Genomic DNA, 17,845 nt, shown 5'->3' with positions numbered 1-17,845 from the left:
TCGTGGCCGCCGCAGCACTTCTCACGGTGCTGCTGGCGGCGCACGATCGGGTCCCTGATGTGCTGGGTGTGGGTGTCGCCCTCGACACCGCCGCGCCCTGGCTGGTGCTGCTGGTCCCGGTGCTGGCCGTGCTGGCGGTGGTGTGCCGCCGTCCAGCGGGTGCCGTCGCCTGTATCGCCCCGCTGCTGGTGTGGGCGTACAGCTTCGGCTCGTGGTGGGCTCCGGCCGCCACGGCCGTCGCCCCGGCTGATGGCACCGTGAAGGTGGTCTCTCAGAACCTCTTCGCCGGCAACCCGTCCCCCGAGGCCACCGCCCGCGCCCTCGCCGCCACCGGCGCGGACCTCATCGCCGTTCAGGAGCTCGGCGGCACCGATCGACAGCCCGTTCAGCGAATCCTCGACGCGGCCTACCCCTATCACGAGGAACGCGGCACGGTGGCGCTGTGGAGCCGCTACCCGACCTCCGGCACCAGCACGGCCGATGTCGGCGTCGGCTGGCAGCGCGGCCTGCGCACCCATGTGGAGACCCCGTACGGCGATCTGGTGGTGTACGTGGTGCACCTCCCGTCGGTTCGCCCGGGCGACACCGCGACTCGCAACGACGGCTTGCGCATCCTGTCCCGTCAACTGTCCGCCGACCAGGCGCCCCACATTGTGGTGGCCGGAGACTTCAACACCGCGAGCACTGACCGCCACTGGGATTCCTTCGCCCCCGGATACACCGACGCCCAGTCGCGGCCGGGCGCGGGACCCGGCTTCACCTGGCCGGCCGGGTTTCCCCTGGCCCGCCTCGACCACATCCTGATCCGCGGGCTCACACCCACCGCGTCCTCGGTCCAACGCCTCCCCGGCCCGGATCACCGCGCCCCGACCGCCACCGTCGCCTACCCGCGACACTGAGCAGGGCGCATACTCCGGTTGTAGCGTGTAAAACAACCGCTGACGGCGAGCTGGAGACAGGGTGGTTGAGATGGCTCGGTGCGACTTGGTGATTCGCGGTGGCACGGTCTTCGACGGGACCGGGAAACCCGGCGTGCGAGCCGATATCGGTGTCAGCGACGGGAAGGTCGCGGCCATCGAGGGCGAGTTGCCCGAGGGGGCGCGGACTGTCGACGCGACCGGTAGGTGGGTCATGCCGGGCATGCTCGATGTGCACACCCATTACGACGCCGAGGTGCTGGGGAATCCCGGCTTGGGAGAATCGGTCCGGCACGGCGTGACCTCGGTGGTGCTCGGGAATTGCTCGCTGTCGACCGTGTATTCGGAGGCCGAGGATTGCGCCGACCTGTTCGCCCGGGTGGAGGCGCTGCCGTGGGACACGGTGCACGCGGCGGTCAAGGAGCACAAGGATTGGGACGGGCCACACGCGTACGCCAAGGCCATCGCTGACCGCCCGCTCGGCGCGAATGTCGCTGCGTTCCTGGGGCATTCGGATATGCGCGTGACGGCCATGGGTTTGGCGCGTGCCGTGGATGCCGCGGCCCGCCCGACTCCCGCCGAACTGCAGCGCATGTGCGGGATGCTCGAGGACGCGTTGGATGCCGGATTCCTGGGCCTGTCCACCATCCGCAGCTCGTTCTCCAAGCTGGAGGGCGTGCGCTTCCCGACCCGGCAGCTGCCGTCCACGTATGCCACGTGGCGGGAGTATCGCGCGCTGAATGCGATTCTGCGCGAACGTGGCCGGGTGCATCAGAGCACGCCGAACCTGACCGCCCGCGCCGAGATGGCCCGGTATTTCGCCGAGAGTGCGGGGCGAATCCGCAAGCCGCTCAAGATGACTCTGATTGCCGGGATGGATGTCAAGGCGGATCGCACCACGGCGCGGGCCGCGACCGCGGCGGCCTGGATCACGAATACCGTTGGTGGGGCGCAGTTCCGGTGGCAACATCTACCCGTCCCGTTCGAGGTGTACGCGGACGGTGTCGACCTGGTGGTGTTCGAGGAATTCGGTTCCGGCGTGGCCGCACTCAATATCCGCGATGTCATGAAGCGGGGCGAGCTGCTGGCCGACGAGAGCTACCGCAGGCAGTTCCGCAAGGACCTGTCCAAGAAGTTCGGGCCGCGCGTGTGGAACCGCGACCTGTACGACGCGGTGATCGTGTCCTGCCCCGAGCCCGAGGTCGTCGGCAAGTCCTTCGGCGCGGTCGCCGACGAACGCGGCATCGACCCGGCCGACGCCCTGCTCGACCTGACCGTCGCCCACGGCGCGAAGCTGCGCTGGCGCACCGTCATCGCCAATGACCGCGAGGAGGTCCTGGACCAGCTCCAGCGCTCACCCATGATGCAGGTGGGTTTCGCCGATTCCGGTGCGCACCTGCGCAATATGGCCTTCTACAACTTCGGCCTGCGCCTGCTCGAACGCGCCCACCAGCGCGGCTTCCTGCCCCTGGAGGCCGCCATCCACCGGGTCACCGGCGAACTCGCGGACTGGTACGGCCTCGACGCGGGCCGCCTGGCCGTCGGGAGCCGAGCCGATATCGCCGTCATCGACCCCGCCGGTTTCGACGGTTCCAGCAGCGAGTACGCCGAGGCCCCGTTCCCCGGCGTGCCGGGCCTGAACCGCATGGTCAATCGCAATGACCGGGCGGTGGCCGCCACCGTGGTAGGCGGCCACCTGGTCTACGAATACGGTGAATTCACACCGGGATTCGGCACCACCCTGCACGCGGGCACCTTCCTGACCGCACGCGCCTGACGGTCAGACCAATTCCGGCTCCCGGGCCCGCACCCCGCGGGCCCGGTACTCCTGTGGCGGACACCCGTTCCAGCGCCGGAAGGCCCGGATGAAGGAGGCGGCCTCGGCATACCCCAATCGTGCCGCCACCTGCTCGGTCGTCATATGGGTGTGGTCGAGCAGTTCCTCCGAGAGTGCCTGCCGCACTTCGTCGAGCAGCGCCCGGAACGAGGTGCCCTCCTCGTGGAGCCGCCGCGACAGCGTGCGCGGACTCACGAACAATTCGGCCGCCACCGCCGACTGATCGGGAATCTCCCCCGGATTGCGCACCAGCAGATCCCGCACCGCCCCCGAGACGCCGGTGCGAGCATGCCTGCGGGCCAACAGATCCCGGCACATCTGCTCACAGGTGCTACGCGCCCACTCATTGGCCTGCGGCAGCGGCACATCCAGATAGGCGGCGTCGAAGACGAGTTCATTGCCGCCCGCGCCGAAGCTCGGCTCGAGCCCGAACACCGCCCGATAGCGCGCGGTGTCAGCGGGCCCCCGGTGCCGGAAACTCAAGCGCCGCACCGGAACCCCCATCGAGAACAGTTCCCGCCCGATCATCTGGATCCCCGTCATGACCCGCTCGGTCAGAAAAGCCCGAACATCCTCGGGCACTTCATGATCATCGAACCGCAGCCGCCCCTCCCCCGCGGCCTCCTCGAAACTCAACTGCCCGAACGCGAATGCCAGCTCCACGTACCGCAACGCGATATCCACGGCATCCCGAAGCGTGCGGCTTGCCAGCAAGGCCAGCCCCCACGGCCCATACAACGAGATGTGATACCGGCTCCCCGCCTCCACCCCCAGCCCCGCCTCGTCCCCGAAGCGCGCGAGCAGATTCCGCACCACCGTGATTTCCTGCCGGGCGGTGACTTCGGCATTGGAGTCGATCACCGCCGGCGGCGACAGTCCGGCCCCCGCCAGACACTCGCCCACCGGCATCCCCCGTTCCTCCGCGAGCTGCGTCAATATGTGCACGCTGGAGGTATTCCTGACTAGATCCCAGTCGAACATGTACGCGGTCCTCTTCGACTACTCCCGACAAATTTCTGTTCCCCATCGGGTTGGCGCAACATATCAACGCAGACCGCCCGGTGTGGCGCAACCGACATATTTGGGTGTATCGCATGGTCACGGACAACAACCCGCTGATGCACTTTCCGACCTCACCGCGATTCGTCACGTAACAGCCGCGCCCCCTGTGCGATTCATCCACATCCGCTCCGGACGCCGACCAGCAATCGAGGTCACCCCACCATGAGCTCAACCGCCATCCTGCTAGTTCCCGCATTGGCGGTACCCACGTTCGGTCTCGGCATCTGGCTGGGCGTCCGCTCGGTTACCGGCGAATCCAACGCGGAACGCCGCCACACCCGCTGCACCCCCATCTTGCGTTCCTGGCCGGAATTGCAATCCGTCCGACGGCCCGCCTCCTGGCCGCACCCCCGCCGCACCCGATAACGTCGCTGCCATGAGCAGCAACACGACTCGCACCGTCCTCGTCACCGGCGCATCCTCCGGCATCGGCAAGGCCACCGCGGCGGCATTCGCGGCGCTCGGGCACAAGGTGATCGGAACGAGCCGGAACCCGGACAAGCTCGCGGAGAGCGATCGAGTACCGGGGGTCGAGTATCGAGCGCTGGACCTGACCGACAACGCGTCGATCGAGCAGTTCGCGGCCGAGCTCGGGGCGGTGGACGTGCTGATCAACAACGCCGGGGAGAGTCAGGCCGGACCGCTGGCGGAGTTGCCCCGCGAAGCTCTGGAAAGACTGTTCCAGCTCAATGTCTTCGGAGCGATCGCCTTGACCCAGGCGGTACTGCCGGGGATGCGGGAGCGCGGCTACGGACGGATCATCATGGTCGGGTCCATGCTGGGCAGCTTCCCCATGGCCTACCGGTCGTCTTACGTCGCGACCAAGGCCGCGATTCGCGGATTCGCGACGGCGGCGCGGTTCGAGGAGTCACCGTTCGGGGTGTGGATCACCACCGTCGAACCGGGGCAGATCAACACGGGCCTGAGCGAACGCCGTGCCAAGTACCTGAGCGAAGGGTCGCCGCACACCGCGGAGTTCACCAAGTTCATGGGTGTGCTCGACGCCAAGATGAGCAAGGGGATCCCGCCCGAGAAGGTGGCCGAAACCATTGTGGGAGCGGTCAATTCGGATCGACCCAAGCCGTTGTATGCGGTGGGTAGCAATGCGCCGGTGATGTTCCTGGTGCGGCGGATACTGCCGCGCACGGTCATGGAGAAGCTCATCGCTTCCGCTCACGGGCTGAAACGATAAAGAACCAAAAGAAAAAAGAACAAAAGAAAAAGACGCCTGGAAGAAGAGAAGAAAAGAACAAAAGACAAGAGCAAAGAGCCCTTTGAGGTTTGGGGGCTCGAGAAGGTGATGCGTGCAGTCCGTGGGCCGGGATCGGCGGGTGACGGCTCCCGGCTTGGCGTCAGCCCAAGTCCGGTAGGGCAGGCGAGGTGACCACGCTTCCCCGTGCTTTGCGCACGCCAGCCACGCATGAGCATCCGGTTTCGGAAGCAACCCACGGGGCCCCACCATTGGGTGAGGCTGCCACGGGAATTAGGGACGTAACCCGCACCGGACCGCCGGGCGCTTCCGCGTCCGTTGCCGAATCCCAGTGAGGGCAGCCGCTTTCAACTCCCCGGCATGGTGACGGTCATTCACCTGCGGAGTCTGGGAAGGGTCGATGGATGGCGGGGCGATCCAGCCGATGCGCCCGGCGTGCTCGGATTCCGGTGGCATGACCACCGTTTTCCATTTGTCCGGGCCTTCCCCGATCAGGGAGTGGCAGGAATCGCAAGCCAGAGTCAGGTTTTCGATATCGGTGGGACCACCCTTGGCCCAATCGGTGACGTGATGCACCGCGCAGAGGGTGGCGGGGGCGTCGCAGCCGGGGCGGGTGCAGCCACGCTCGGCCGCGATCAACGCGCGGCGCTGATCCGCGTTGGCCAGCCGGTGGCCCTTGGCCCGTCCGAAATGCAGTGGGCGACCAGCGTGGTCGAAGATCGTGAGGAACGGGCGCGACTGCTCGGCGAGGCGCAGCGCCTCTTCCATCGGCACCGTGCCACCCGACGCGGTGGTCGCCACACCGGCAGCCGCCTCCACCTCCGCCAGCGACATGGTGATGATCGTGGAAACCGGGAGCCCGCGGTGCTGGCCGAGGTTGGCCGGACCCATCTCCGGGCGCAGCAGCGCGATCAACGCGTCGTGCTGGCGCTGGGCGGTGGTGCGGGTGTCGCGGCGTGCGGCGGCGGCCAGGGTGTCGGGGTGGATTCCCTTGGCGCGCTGCGGGCTCTGCGGGTCGTCGGGGTTGCACATGCCGGGCTGGGCCAGGTCGGCGAAGATCGGATCCAACAGGGCACGCGCGGCCGGGGTGAGTTCGCCGGTGATGGTGCTCATGCCGTCCACGCCCTGCTTGCCCAGGACGATCCCACGCCGGGCTTGGCGGTCGTCTTCACGGGTGAGCGAGCCGTCGGGGTCGAGGTAGCCCAGGATGCGGTCCCCGATCTTGGGCAGATCATCAGGGGTGGAGCGGGTGGCGAAGTGCGCCAACTCCATTTCCGCCTTCCCCACCAACTCCGGGTCGGTCTTGCCGGGAATGCGGCGCATGATCTTCACGATCCGACGCGCATGATCCGGCGACACCAAGCCCTGCTCCTGAGCGGCCGCGACCCACGCCAGCATCGGCTCCAACACCTGCCCGGTGACCTGACGCTCGCCGAGGTAGTCCGCGGCGTGCACGCGCGCACCGGCCTCGGCATGGCCGAGGCGCAGGGCCTTGTTCGAGGTATTTGCCGGTGTGGTTCTTCCACCCGGCCTTCTCCGGCAGATTCCGGTTACGCACTTCGCCGACGATGCGGTGATCGATCGCGGCCATGGCACGCTTACGGGTTTCGAATTCCTGCATGAACTCGACGAACTCGTCATCGGAGAACCCACCGAAAGACTGGGAGAGCAGGGTGTCGGTGATCTGCGACAGCAGCGCGATCGCGTCGGCGATCGTGCCGTTGTCGAGAATCCCTTCACCGCTGGTCATGACACTATTCTACGCTTCTCGATCATCCTTTCGAACCGAATTATCAAGTGATATACGGCTTTTCAAACAGCCATACCGACCAGGATTCTTAATCCTATTGCGCGCCAGTCAGTTTCATATCTCGGCCGATGATTTCTCGCATGATTTCGGATGTTCCGCCGTAAACACGGGTGATCCGGGCGTCGGCGGCCGCCCGGGCGATCGGGTATTCGCGCATGTAGCCGTACCCGCCGAAGAGCTGCTGGCAGCGGTCGATGCAGCGGAATTCCATCTCGGAGGCCCAAAGCTTGGCCTTGGCGGCGTCGGCAGGGGTGAGACGGCCCGCGTTGAGTTCCAGGACGCACTTGTCGATGAAGGCTTCGGCTACCGAGACTTCGGTGGCGACGTCGGCGAGGGTGAACTTGGTGTTCTGGAACGCGCCGATGGGTTGGCCGAAAGCCTGTCGGGTGCTGACGTATTCGATGGTGGTGCGGAGCGCGACGCGGGAGCGGGCCAGGCAGGCTACGGCGATCTGCATGCGCTCCTGTGGGAGGTTGCCCATCAGGTATTCGAAGCCTCGGCCCACTTCGCCGAGGACATTCGCTTTGGGGACACGGACATCGGTGAAGGTGAGTTCGGCGGTGTCCTGGGATTTCAGGCCGAGCTTTTCGAGGTTGCGGCCGCGTTCGAAGCCCTCCATGCCGCGTTCGAGGACCAGCAGGCTGATGCCGCGATGCCGCTCGGCGGAGGTTCGGACCGCGGTGATCACCAGGTCGGCGTTGATTCCGTTGGTGATGAACGTCTTTGCGCCGTTCACCAGGAAGTGGTCACCCATATCGACTGCGGCCGTGCGGATTCCGGCGACATCGGAACCCGCGCCCGGTTCGGTCATGCCGATGGCGGCGATCAGTGTGCCCGCGACGAATCCGGGCAGCCACCGCTCCCGCTGCTCCTCGGTGGTCAGATTCACCAGGTACGGCGTGCAAATGTCGTTGTGCAGGGCGAAATTCAGCCCTACCCCGGCGCAGTCGCCCTCCATGAACTCTTCGATGAGGATCTGGTTGAACCGGAAATCCGAGACCCCGAGCCCGCCGTAAATCGGCGGCACTGCGAAGCCGAGCAGCCCCAACTCCCCCGCCCGCGCGAACACCGACCGCGGCACGATCCCCGCGTCCTCGAACTCCAGATAGTGCGGCGCGACCTCCTTGCGCACGAAGCCTCGCGCCAGTTCGGCGAATGCCCGATGATCGTCCCCGTAGTGCCCACGTTCCATGGACCCCATGGTCCGGGACGACCCTCGCCCCGGACCAGAGAATCCCGGCCACCCTCGAACGAACTCAGCTCGTCGGCGGGGTCTTCAGCAGGTGGTCGGCGACGGTCTTGCCCAGGGTGTACTGGTTTTCGAGGGCGATCTTGAAGCCGCCGCTGCTCTGGTCCAGGTGCTGGACCACCGACTGGCCCGGGTAGGGCTGGTCGAAGTTGCTCATGGTGCGCAGCGACAGGTAGCGGTTGAGGTAGCCGTGGGCCTTCAGGGACGTGGCGGTGGCGTTGTCCTCCATCTGCGTCGTGCAGTAGACGCCCGCGCCCTTGGTGCGGTCCTTCATGATGTAGCCCGCGGTGTCGGAGAGGAACTTGCCGGAGAAGAAGTCGTCGCCGGTCATGGTGTCGCACTTCATGACTCCCGGAGTGCGGCCCTCCTGGCCCGGGTACATCGCGCGCTCGGCGGCCGCGTCGGGGCTGTCGGTGAGCTTCGCGTCCTTGGTCCACTCGTACGCCTTGTCCACCAGGGAACCGTCGAGTTGGTAGGCGGCGGTGTTGTAATCCTCGACCGGGCGGAAGCCGAATGGGACGTCGGGGGCGGCGGCCGGGTCCAGGTGGTTGCCCAGATCGAAGTCGACCACCCAGCGCGCCCAGGCCGCGCCGCCGAGAGTGCCCTGCTCGGGCGGGGTTCCGGCGATGCCGGCGGTGAGGAAGTACGCCTTGGAGAAGTCGAACTTGTCGCTGCCGAGGATGGCCATCATGGTCGTCGCGGCATTCGATTTGCCCTGGCCGGTCTCGGCCACGCACAGCTTGTCGGCATTGCAGCGCACCGGCTTGAACGCGCCGGGGACATCGACGGTGGTGGACAGCTGCTCGCGTTGCAGCCACACCTCGTTCTCGGGATCGAACATGGTGATGACCAGGACTCCGACGTCGATCTTGTCCGAGTCGCTCTTCGAGTTGGAGGAGCAGCCGGTGAGGGCCAGCGCGGCCACGCCCAATGCAACGGCAATCTTTTGGCAACGGGTGGTCATGGGCGAAACAATAGCGACATACCGGTCAAAACACGGGATCCCGGCCCGAGCGAGACGCTCGGACCGGGATCCACCTGCACCTAGTCGACGGACAGTACAGTGCCCGCGGCGACCGTCAGGTTGCCCTCACGCACCGCGAAGCCGAGCCCCGGCTCCAACGGCACCGCGCGGTCCAGGGTGACCGACAGCTCGACCGTGTCGCCCGGCATCGCCCGTCCCTCCGGCAGCACCACGTGACCGGATACGTCACCGGTGCGCAGGAAGAACTGCGGGCGGTAGCCGGACGAGATCGGCGTGCGCCGACCACCCTCCGCGGCCGACAGCAGGTGCACGCGGGCGGTGAACCCGGAGTGCACCGCGATGCTGCCGACCGCCGCGACCACCTGTCCGCGCGCCACCTGACCGCGCTGCACGCCGCGCAGCAGCAGCGCCACGTTGTCGCCCGCCTCGGCCGATTCCATTGTCCGGCCGAAGGTTTCGACGCTGGTGACGACCGCCTCCAGCTCGCCGCCGAAGCCGAGCACCGAAACCCGGTCGCCCGGCCGGATCCGGCCGCGCTCCACCGCGCCGGTCACGACCGTGCCGCGACCGGTGATGGTGAGCACGTTCTCCACCGGCATGAGGAACGGCGCGTCGGTGTAGCGGACGGGCATGGGTACGTACTCGTCCACCGCGTCGAGCAACCGCAGCAGCTGCTCGGACCAGTGCTCGTCGCCCTGCAGCGCGCGCAGGCCGGACACCGGTATCACCGGGGCGCCCTCGCCGTCGAAGCCGTTGGCGGACAGCAGCTCTCGCACCTCGAGCTCGATCAGCTCCAGCAGCTCCCCGTCGGCGACGTCGGCCTTGTTGAGCGCCACCACGATGTGCTCGACACCGACCTGCCGAGCCAGCAGCACGTGCTCGCTGGTCTGCGGCATGACGCCGTCGTCGGCCGACACCACCAGGATCGCCCCGTCCAGCTGGGCCGCGCCCGTGATCATGTTCTTCACGAAGTCGGCGTGGCCCGGCATGTCCACGTGCGCGTAATGCCGTGTGGCGGTCTCGTATTCGACGTGCGCGATATTGATGGTGATGCCGCGCTCGATCTCCTCCGGGGCCCGGTCGATGCGGTCGAACGGGGTGAAGGTGGTGCCGCCGCGCTCGGCCAGCACCTTGGTGATGGCGGCGGTCAGCGTGGTCTTGCCGTGGTCGACGTGACCCATGGTGCCGATGTTGACGTGCGGCTTGGTGCGGACGTAGGCCTGCTTGGCCATGACATGTTCTCCGTCTGGTGCGCTGTGCGATGCGGTGTTCACGCAAATCGATGCGGTGTTCACGCAAACGCGACAGCGGGTTTCGAGGGACCTCAGCAGCGAGCCGACCTTCCCCGTCTGAGGTCCGGGACGTCCCGGGAAAGGTCAGCGTCGTGCGCCGTCGAATGCGACAGCCAGGACAGCGGCCGCGGCAACCAGGGCAGCAGCCATCGCACCCGCGACTGCGGGGTAAGCGGCGATGGACTGCGCGAACATGCCCGACATGTTGCCGGGCGGAACGACTCAGGCGCAATCGATTTTCGCGATCACATCCGCGTCCGGCGGGAGCTCCCGGAAATCGAGCCGCAGCTCGAACGAGTCGATGTCCGTGCGCAGCCTGCGGATGAGGGTGTCCGCGGCGGCGCGATACGAGCGGGCCGCCTCGGCGTCACCGCACAATTTCGACAGCTCCGCCAGCAGAGCATCCATCGGGCCGAGATATGCTGCGCCGCTGTCGAATCCGATCAGACTGCCGCTGTAGGGCCGCAGCGCCGCGAGCAGATCACCAGCCACCTCCACCTCCCCCAGCGCGATCGCCGCGTGCGCCCGGAACACCGCCATCGGCTGCCAGTGGAAGTCCCGCCGGATCTCGGTGTGCCGCTCGAAGAGCAGATGCGCCTGCTCGGCTTCCCCGTTGTGCAGCAGCGCCACCGTATACGGCTGCGCCCACAGCTGCGGATCGCGCTCGTAGAGGGCGCCGAGTTCCTTCACCACCCCCGAAATGTCCCCGCGTGCCCAGCCGACCGTCAGCGTCCCGATGGTCAGCACCACATCCTCGTTCGCGACGCCCGCGTGCCGCATGCGCGCGTCGAACAATCGATACCCCGCCTCGGCGGCCTCCAGGTCCCCGCGCAGCACCTCGAGCACCGCGGCGAAGGACAGCAGGATGTCGAGCAGCGGCCGCAGCCGCCCGTTCGCCGCGCACTCCAGCGCGGCGGCGGCGTGATGGCCGGCCGCGCGCACATCGCTCTCCCGGCAGGCGGCTCGCAGCAGCAGGTAGTGCGCGAGCGCCTCGTAGTCGGCCAGTCCCGCCCCGCGCGCCGCGCGCAGCAGCTCACCGGCCACATGCCGCCAGCGGTCCAGCGCGGCGGGCCCGGTGATGGTGTAGGCGACCGCGTTCAGCGCCGCGCACACCAATTCGACGTCTCCGGTGGTGTGCGCCAGTTCCACTGCCGTGCAGGCGCGTTCGTACATGCGCTCGACATTCCCGTCGAGTTCGGACTCGTAGACGACCGCGATCAGCAGCCGGGTCCGCATCTCCTCCGCGGTGACCCGGCTCAGCGCCGACTCCAGAGCGTCGCGCACGCGAGTGTCGGTGTCGCCCCAGTCCCGCACACCCCAGATCACCGGCGCGTCCCAGCAGGTGAGCGCGCACAGCACCAGATCCTCACCGCCGAGCTCCTCGGCCAGATCCAGGGCGCGCTCCCGCACCGCCCGCGCGGCCTGCGCCTGACCGTCATAGCTGAGCGCTCCGGTCAGTTCGCACAGCGCGTCCAGCAGCTCCAGGCGGTCGGCGCGGGCGGCAGAAATCTTTGTGTGCCCGGCGAGTTCGTGCAATGTGACAATGGAACGCCACAGCCCGGTGGCGTCGGCACGCTGGCCGCGCCGGGCACAGCGGCGCGCGGCCGCCACCACGTGGACCAGGGCCCGTTCGGCGGTGGCCCGGCCCGCACCGCGCGCGGCATGGTAGGCGAGCGGCCCGAGATCGCAGCCGCCATCGGCATCCGCACTACCCTGCTCGAGCAATTCGACCGCCGCCCAATGCATCCGGCTGCGCCGCAGCGTCGGGATCGCGTCGTAGACGGTGTCGCGGATGAGCGCGTGGGCCAGTTCGATCCGGCCCCAGTCGTCGAAACCGGACAGGCCCGCGGCGACGGCGGCGTCCACGCGGTCGACCAGCTCGTCCTCGGGCACCCCGGTCAGCACCGCCAGCGTCTCCACATCCACGGCCCTTCCCCAGACCGCCATGTGCTGCAACACCATTCGCACCGCGCGGGGCAGGCGCACGATCCGCTCGCCGAGTACCGAGCGCACGCTCTCCGGCAGCGAGGTCGAATCACCCTGCGCCACCAGCAGTTTGGACAGCTCGCGCACGAACAGCGGATTGCCCCGGGTGCGGCGGTGCAGCGTCCGCAGCGCTTCGGCGTCGAGGGCGAGCAGTCCGGCGTCCTGCGCGATGCGGCGGGTGCCCGCCAGGTCCACCCCGGTCAGCTCCAGCCGCGCGGTCAGCCGGTCGGCCAGCGCCGCCTCGGTGGCGCGCAGAGCCGGGGACGCCTCGGGTCCGCGGGCGGTCACGATGATCAGCACCGGCGCGTGCTGCAGCCAGGTCACCAACTGCCGCAACACCTGCAGCGTCGCGGCGTCGGCCCGGTGCAGGTCCTCTACCACGATGGCCACCGGGGAGCGCCGGATCAGATCGCGGCAGCGGTTGGTCACCACCCGCACGATGGTGAACGGATCCTCGGTTCCCGCACGCTCGTTGGAGCCGCCGAGATCGCCGAGCACCTCGCTCCACGCCCACGCCGGAGGCGCGCCGTCGACCATGGCGGCGCGGCCGTAGGCGACCGCCCAACCGGCGGCGGCCAATTCGGCCAGCGCGGCCCGGACCACGGAGGTTTTACCCGCACCGACTTCACCCACCATCCACAGCAGCCGCAAATCCCCGGCTTCGGCCTCGGTGGCGGCCGCGCGAATGGCGCCGCGCTGTCTCGGATAGAGGGTGGGCTCCGAAAAAGATGACTCCGCATCGGTATTCGCCTCCACCGGTTGATACTCGGGGCGCCCGGGCGCCGATTCTGAAACAGCTATGGGTAATTCGTCGCGCCGGAGCAGTTCTTCGGTGGTGACGGCCTGGTTGAGAATCGCCGATTCCAGTTCGGCCAGCCGTGGCCCGGGATCAATCCCGTATTCCGAACGCAGGTAATCGCGCGTGCGCCGCACCGTGGCCAATGCTTCGACCTGCCGGCCCAGCCGGTATTGCGCCAACGCCAGCAGCCGCGCACTCTCCTCTCGCCCCGGAGATTCCTCGGACTGCGGCCGCAGTATCGCGACGACTTCCCCGACCCGGTCGAGTTCCAGTGCGGCCTGGGCGCGCATCTCGATGGCGGTGGCGCGCAAGTCGGTCAGCCGCGAGACCTCGGCGGCCGCCCAGGACGCGCTGGCAAAGGATTCGAATGCCGACCCTTGCCAGCAATCCAGGGCGGCGTCGAGCATTCGATAACGCTCCAGCGGCGTCGGGGAATCCGCGCGATCGTGCATGCGCTCCTCGTATTGCCGCAGCAGCGCCTCGAACCGCCACGCGTCGACATTGCCGGAATCCAGGCGCAGCGCGTAACCGCTGCCCTCGGAGACCAGAATGCGCGCGGGCGAGCGCGGTCTTCTCGTGGGTTCCAGCACGCGACGCAGGTTGTGAATTTGCACCTGCAACACCGAGGGCGCCTGCGGCGGTGGATCTCCCTCCCAGACATCCTCGATCAATCGGTCCGCGCCGAGTGTCTTTCCCCCCGCGAGCACCAATCGACCCAGTATCGCCCTTTGCCGCCACGCACCGATACGAGCGGCGCGTCCACCCGACAACACTTGTAGCGGACCGAATACCTGAACTTGTGGTTGTGTCATCACACAACGCCCCTTCGAGCATTGACGTGCCGAAAACGAATTCCGAAGCGGATCAGTAAATTACCGCCGACCCACGTCGATGACAAACCGTAGTAGTCAGCGGCGGGCCAGCAAACTGCTTGTGGCACAACAACATCCGATCACTCAGACGGGAATCTCCGCGAATCCGCAGAGCTGACAGGTTCGTTTTGCGGACTCCGGCGGGAGCAGCCGCCAGCACCGCAGGCATCGCGCTCGCGTCGGATATCCGGTCGCGATCGCGCGCAGGGCGGCGTCCCAGCCGTCGTCGCCGACCGGCCAGACGCCCGCGGCGATGCCGCGCACGGACCGGACCGCGAGGGCGTGGCGGGCGCAGTCGCCGAGCACCGGACAGCGGCGGCAGTACGAGAGTGCCTGGCGGGGATCGCCCTTCGGCGGCGGTTGCGGGTGGAACAGTCCCGGTGCCGCGCCCGCGCACGCGGCGTTGCTACGCCAGTTCACCGCTACCTCCATCCGATTTCGAACCGAACCCGGCGCCCCCGTCGGGCCGGTGGACGAGCACCGGCGCCGGCACTCGGAATTCCGGCAAGATCGGACCGGAATATCGCTACTCTATTCACATCGATCAGGCGCCGGGCGACACCGGAGAATCACGAATCCGCATCGAAATACATTGGAACTGCGGTGGAAGTAACCGGTAAGCAACATGGAAGTAGGGCCTTCCATAATCGCCGAGTCACGTCTTTTACGATCACAGGAGTTGACGATATGGACAACCCGGCGACCACCGTCTACGGGGACTGCCCGACCACCCTCACCGCCGATGCGCCGATCGCGGATTCCCCTGCGGCGGCAGTGCTTTCCGGCCTGCTGGCCGTGGCCGACCGCGTACTCGGTCTCGCGGCCGATCTCCTGCCGGTGAGCACGGAAACGGCGGAGCAGTTGTTCCTCGATCCCACCGAACCCGCACGTACCGGTCTGTATCGGGACCGTGACGGCGATATCTGGCAGAAGACCGATCAGGGCTGGCGTTTGTGCCTGCAGCGCGGCATCGCCGTCGATCCGGCCTCGACCTGGGAGTGGGAAAGCGGTCACGTGCGGGATTACGGACCGTTCGTGCCGTTGGCCGCGAACTGATTTCGCGAATCGTTCGATCCCCGCACTCGCGCACCCGGACCCGGTTCGAATACCACCGGTTGAATTACGAAGGCACAATTCCCGGAACAATTTCGGGCGCGCGGGTGCGGGACAGACAGGTCCGGATATCTCCCATGCGAGGAAGAGCCGATGGATTGCGCATCCGATTCGACCGCGAATCATCCGACGATACTTGAATCTCCGCCCGTTCCGGGCATGCCGGAATTCGGCTTCACACCGATCGCCCGGCCCGAACTCTACGTCCGCCTCGACGGCGCGGTGGCAGCGCCCGGTGGGCAGGTGGTCGCGATTTCGGCGCCGGTCGGCACCGGGAAGACGGTGCTGGTCGCCGATTGGGTCGAACGGCACCTGCGGCGTATCCATCCGGATGCCGAAATCGGTTGGCTCACCGTCGCCGACACCGCGATCGCACACTGCGAACCGCATACCGCGCTGCCCGCCTGCTTCGGCGCCGAACTATCGGCCGCCGGAAGGCCGGAACCTGTCGCCGACACCGAAGCCGCTGTCGCACAACTCGTTTCCTGGCTCGCGGCCAGGAATCATCCGATCGTTCTCGTCATCGACAACGCACATCTGATCAGCGAATCATCGGCAATCCGGTATCTGGAGTGCTTTCTGCTCAGCGCGCCGTCCAATACCACCGTCGTGCTGGCGGCCCGTCACGATCTGCCGTTGCGCTGGCATGCCCTCGATCTGGCCGGTCGCCTCACCCGTTTGCGCGCCCGCGATCTCGCCTTCACCGGTCTGCGCGCCGGGCAGTTGACGCGGCGGCACGGGTGCGCGTTGTCCGAGGCCGAGTTGACCATCGTCGGCCGCCTGACCCGGGGCTGGGCCGCGCTGGTGCGGCTGGCCGCGGTCCACGTGAGCACGCATCCCGATCGGGCCGCGGCGCTGGCCGGGCTGGCGGAGGTGCCCCAGCCGATCGCCGACTTCCTCACCGACGAGGTCCTCGCCCCGCTGCCGGAACCCCTGTACCGCTTGGTCACCGCGCTGAGCGTGCCGTCCTCGTTCACCCGGTCCCTCGCGACCCGCCTGACCGGTGCGCGCTCCCCGCACCCGATCGACGACCTGGCGCGTCTGGAGTTCCCCCTCGATGTCGAGGAGCGCCGGGGCGAGGTCTGGTACACCCTGCATCCGATGCTGCGTTTCCACCTGCTGGATCGCTTGCGCCGCACCGGGATCGGCCGCACCGAGACCCTGGATCACGACACCGCTGACTGGTATCTGTCCGCCGGACTGCCGCTGGAGGCGCTGCCGCACCTGGTGCGTGCACCGGATTCCGAACTGCTGGCGCGGTTTCTGCGGGAGAACGCCGTCCGGCTGGTGCTCGACGGCCACGGGCGCGTGCTGTTCGAGCAGCTGGAGCGGAGCCGGTCCGCGACGCCGAACGATCCGTTCCCATGGGTGCTGAACGATCCGTTCCTGTGGGCGCTGCGGGTGCTCGACGCGCTCGAACGCGAGGACGCGGGTAAGGCGATCGTCTGCCTGGATCTGCTCTACCGCCAGCCGCACCGGACGGGCCGGATCGTCCCGGCCGGGTGGATCGCACCGCTGACCGTCGCCGCCTCGGCCGGGATCGCCCGGGCGACCGGCCTCGGGTTGAGCGAATTCCATTCGCCCGCACCGCTTCCCGAGTGCGGATGCCCGGAGATCGACGCCTACTCCACCGGCGAGCTCGGGATGGCGCTGCTGGCGCGCGGCGCGTACGAGCAGGCCGAGTCGCTGCTGCGTCGCAGCGCCGCACTCGCCGACTGCTCGGGGATCGCGCGCCTGCGGGTGCGCGCCGCGACCCGGTTGGCGATCATGGCCGGGATTCGCGACGAGCCCGGTCCGATGCGCGGGCAGGCCGGGCTCGCGGTCGACCTGGCCCGGCGGCACGGGCTCGCCGGGTCACCCGACGGCCGCCGGGCCAGCGCGGCGGCGGCGCTGTCCGCGTATGTGCGCGGGGCCGGGGCCGACGACCCGGTCATCGCGGATTTCCTTGCCACCGAACGGGTTCCGGCTCCACCGAACGGCCTGACCCGCGGCCGGATCACCGAGGTCATCGCGCAGCTGCTGGCCTTCGACGGCAGCGAGGACAAATACACCGCCGCCGAGTCCCTGCGGCGCGGTGCGGTGGTGCTGCTGCGCGGGCCGTCGTCGCTGCCCGCCGTGACCGGATGGCTGCTCCCCCATGTGGTCCGGGTGCTGCTCGATGTCCAGGCCGCCAATTCGGCTCGGCTGCTGACCGATCAGGCCGAGGCGGCGCTGGGGCGCGGCAGCGAGGTGGTGCTGGCCGATGCCCTGACCGTACTGGCCACCCGTCCGCAGGCGGCGCACGGTTTGGTCGCGCCGCTGCTGAGGGATGTCGAGGCTGCTCGCCCGCTCGAATCGGTCACCGCCTGGCTGGTGGAGGCCGTGGCACAGGATGCGTTGCATCGGCCGGGAACCGCCCGTGACGCACTCGAGCGGGCGCTGCTCGCCGCCGCACCCGATCAGCTGGTGCGGCCCTTCCTCGACGTCCCCGGCGCGGGAGCGCTGCTGGACGCCCATGTCGGAACCCTGGGACAGCACAACGATTTCGCCGAGCACATCCGCGCTCACCCCCAGCTGCGGCGCACCTCGGCACGGCCGCGGCTGACTCCCGCGGAGCTGACGGTCCTCAATCAGCTGCCCTCGGGCCGGACGGCCGCGCAGATCGCCGGTGTCCTCGGGGTATCGGTGAATACCGTGAAGACACATCTGCGCGGCATCTACGCCAAGTTCGGTA

The 17,845-nt window shown here is 68.1% G+C and carries 14 protein-coding genes; 7 read left to right on the top strand and 7 right to left on the bottom strand.

All coding sequences use genetic code 11. From position 1 onward, the window contains the following. Positions 1-2 precede the first annotated feature (2 nt). Positions 3-899: an endonuclease/exonuclease/phosphatase family protein gene (locus ON43_RS37300; RefSeq protein WP_157514342.1), complete on the top strand. Its 897-nt coding sequence runs from the start codon at positions 3-5 to the stop codon at positions 897-899. Positions 900-969: 70 nt separating this feature from the next. Next, a complete protein-coding gene (locus ON43_RS37295) occupies positions 970-2,694 on the top strand; it encodes an N-acyl-D-amino-acid deacylase family protein (RefSeq protein WP_040815372.1) in 1,725 nt (574 codons plus the stop codon). 3 nt (positions 2,695-2,697) lie between these two features. On the opposite strand, the gene ON43_RS37290 is transcribed toward ON43_RS37295, so the two are convergent. Then, positions 2,698-3,663, bottom strand: coding sequence for an AraC family transcriptional regulator (locus ON43_RS37290; protein ID WP_218003480.1), 966 nt, complete (start codon positions 3,661-3,663; stop codon positions 2,698-2,700). Between the two features lie 315 nt (positions 3,664-3,978). On the opposite strand from ON43_RS37290, the gene ON43_RS37285 reads away from it, so the two are divergent. Together ON43_RS37285 and ON43_RS37280 are read left to right on the top strand one after the other, a co-directional pair. Next, entirely contained in the window at positions 3,979-4,182 is a 204-nt protein-coding gene (locus ON43_RS37285) for a hypothetical protein (RefSeq protein ID WP_040815367.1), read from the top strand. Positions 4,183-4,192: 10 nt separating this feature from the next. Continuing rightward, positions 4,193-5,008 (top strand): SDR family oxidoreductase, encoded by an 816-nt coding sequence (locus ON43_RS37280; protein ID WP_040815366.1) that lies wholly within the window; start codon positions 4,193-4,195, stop codon positions 5,006-5,008. A gap of 291 nt (positions 5,009-5,299) precedes the next feature. Here ON43_RS37280 and ON43_RS37275 read toward each other — a convergent pair whose 3' ends face one another. Further along, positions 5,300-6,481 carry an HNH endonuclease signature motif containing protein gene (locus ON43_RS37275; protein ID WP_051179807.1) on the bottom strand — a complete coding sequence of 394 codons (1,182 nt, stop codon included), beginning with the start codon at positions 6,479-6,481 and terminating at the stop codon, positions 5,300-5,302. Between the two features lie 37 nt (positions 6,482-6,518). Here ON43_RS37275 and ON43_RS45670 point away from each other — a divergent pair, with 37 nt between their 5' ends. Next, entirely contained in the window at positions 6,519-6,827 is a 309-nt protein-coding gene (locus ON43_RS45670; protein ID WP_167333492.1) for a hypothetical protein, read from the top strand. Positions 6,828-6,870: 43 nt separating this feature from the next. On the opposite strand, the gene ON43_RS37270 is transcribed toward ON43_RS45670, so the two are convergent. The 5 genes from ON43_RS37270 to ON43_RS37250 all read right to left on the bottom strand — a co-directional run bounded on the left by ON43_RS37270 (position 6,871) and on the right by ON43_RS37250 (position 14,439). Further along, positions 6,871-8,028: an acyl-CoA dehydrogenase family protein gene (locus tag ON43_RS37270; protein WP_040815364.1), complete on the bottom strand. Its 1,158-nt coding sequence runs from the start codon at positions 8,026-8,028 to the stop codon at positions 6,871-6,873. 64 nt (positions 8,029-8,092) lie between these two features. After that, positions 8,093-9,049 (bottom strand): purine-nucleoside phosphorylase, encoded by a 957-nt coding sequence (locus ON43_RS37265; RefSeq protein ID WP_040815362.1) that lies wholly within the window; start codon positions 9,047-9,049, stop codon positions 8,093-8,095. A gap of 80 nt (positions 9,050-9,129) precedes the next feature. Further along, positions 9,130-10,302 (bottom strand): elongation factor Tu, encoded by a 1,173-nt coding sequence (tuf, locus tag ON43_RS37260; RefSeq protein WP_040815360.1) that lies wholly within the window; start codon positions 10,300-10,302, stop codon positions 9,130-9,132. A 282-nt stretch (positions 10,303-10,584) separates the two neighbouring features. Next, a complete protein-coding gene (locus ON43_RS37255; RefSeq protein WP_083914102.1) occupies positions 10,585-13,959 on the bottom strand; it encodes an ATP-binding protein in 3,375 nt (1,124 codons plus the stop codon). A gap of 144 nt (positions 13,960-14,103) precedes the next feature. After that, positions 14,104-14,439 carry a WhiB family transcriptional regulator gene (locus tag ON43_RS37250; RefSeq protein ID WP_157514341.1) on the bottom strand — a complete coding sequence of 112 codons (336 nt, stop codon included), beginning with the start codon at positions 14,437-14,439 and terminating at the stop codon, positions 14,104-14,106. Between the two features lie 267 nt (positions 14,440-14,706). On the opposite strand from ON43_RS37250, the gene ON43_RS37245 reads away from it, so the two are divergent. Together ON43_RS37245 and ON43_RS37240 are read left to right on the top strand one after the other, a co-directional pair. Then, positions 14,707-15,075, top strand: a complete 369-nt coding sequence (locus ON43_RS37245; protein ID WP_040815357.1) for a hypothetical protein — start codon at positions 14,707-14,709, stop codon at positions 15,073-15,075. Between the two features lie 216 nt (positions 15,076-15,291). Beyond that, positions 15,292-17,845 (top strand): LuxR family transcriptional regulator (locus tag ON43_RS37240; RefSeq protein ID WP_040815356.1); only part of this gene is annotated, 2,554 nt, incomplete at its 3' end.

It is taken from the genome of Nocardia concava NBRC 100430 (assembly GCF_000308815.1).
Lineage (GTDB): Bacteria > Actinomycetota > Actinomycetes > Mycobacteriales > Mycobacteriaceae > Nocardia > Nocardia concava.
This window is presented reverse-complemented; position numbering and strand designations above follow the sequence as displayed.

Excerpts from the sequence above, each read along its gene's own strand:
- ON43_RS37295 (WP_040815372.1), top strand. The coding sequence starts at position 970 with ATGGCTCGGTGCGACTTGGTGATTCGCGGTGGCACGGTCTTCGACGGG.
- ON43_RS37290 (WP_218003480.1), bottom strand. The coding sequence starts at position 3,663 with ATGCCGGTGGGCGAGTGTCTGGCGGGGGCCGGACTGTCGCCGCCGGCG.
- ON43_RS37285 (WP_040815367.1), top strand. The coding sequence starts at position 3,979 with ATGAGCTCAACCGCCATCCTGCTAGTTCCCGCATTGGCGGTACCCACG.
- ON43_RS37280 (WP_040815366.1), top strand. The coding sequence starts at position 4,193 with ATGAGCAGCAACACGACTCGCACCGTCCTCGTCACCGGCGCATCCTCC.
- ON43_RS37270 (WP_040815364.1), bottom strand. The coding sequence starts at position 8,028 with ATGGAACGTGGGCACTACGGGGACGATCATCGGGCATTCGCCGAACTG.
- ON43_RS37265 (WP_040815362.1), bottom strand. The coding sequence starts at position 9,049 with ATGACCACCCGTTGCCAAAAGATTGCCGTTGCATTGGGCGTGGCCGCG.
- tuf (WP_040815360.1), bottom strand. The coding sequence starts at position 10,302 with ATGGCCAAGCAGGCCTACGTCCGCACCAAGCCGCACGTCAACATCGGC.
- ON43_RS37255 (WP_083914102.1), bottom strand. The coding sequence starts at position 13,959 with ATGACACAACCACAAGTTCAGGTATTCGGTCCGCTACAAGTGTTGTCG.
- ON43_RS37245 (WP_040815357.1), top strand. The coding sequence starts at position 14,707 with ATGGACAACCCGGCGACCACCGTCTACGGGGACTGCCCGACCACCCTC.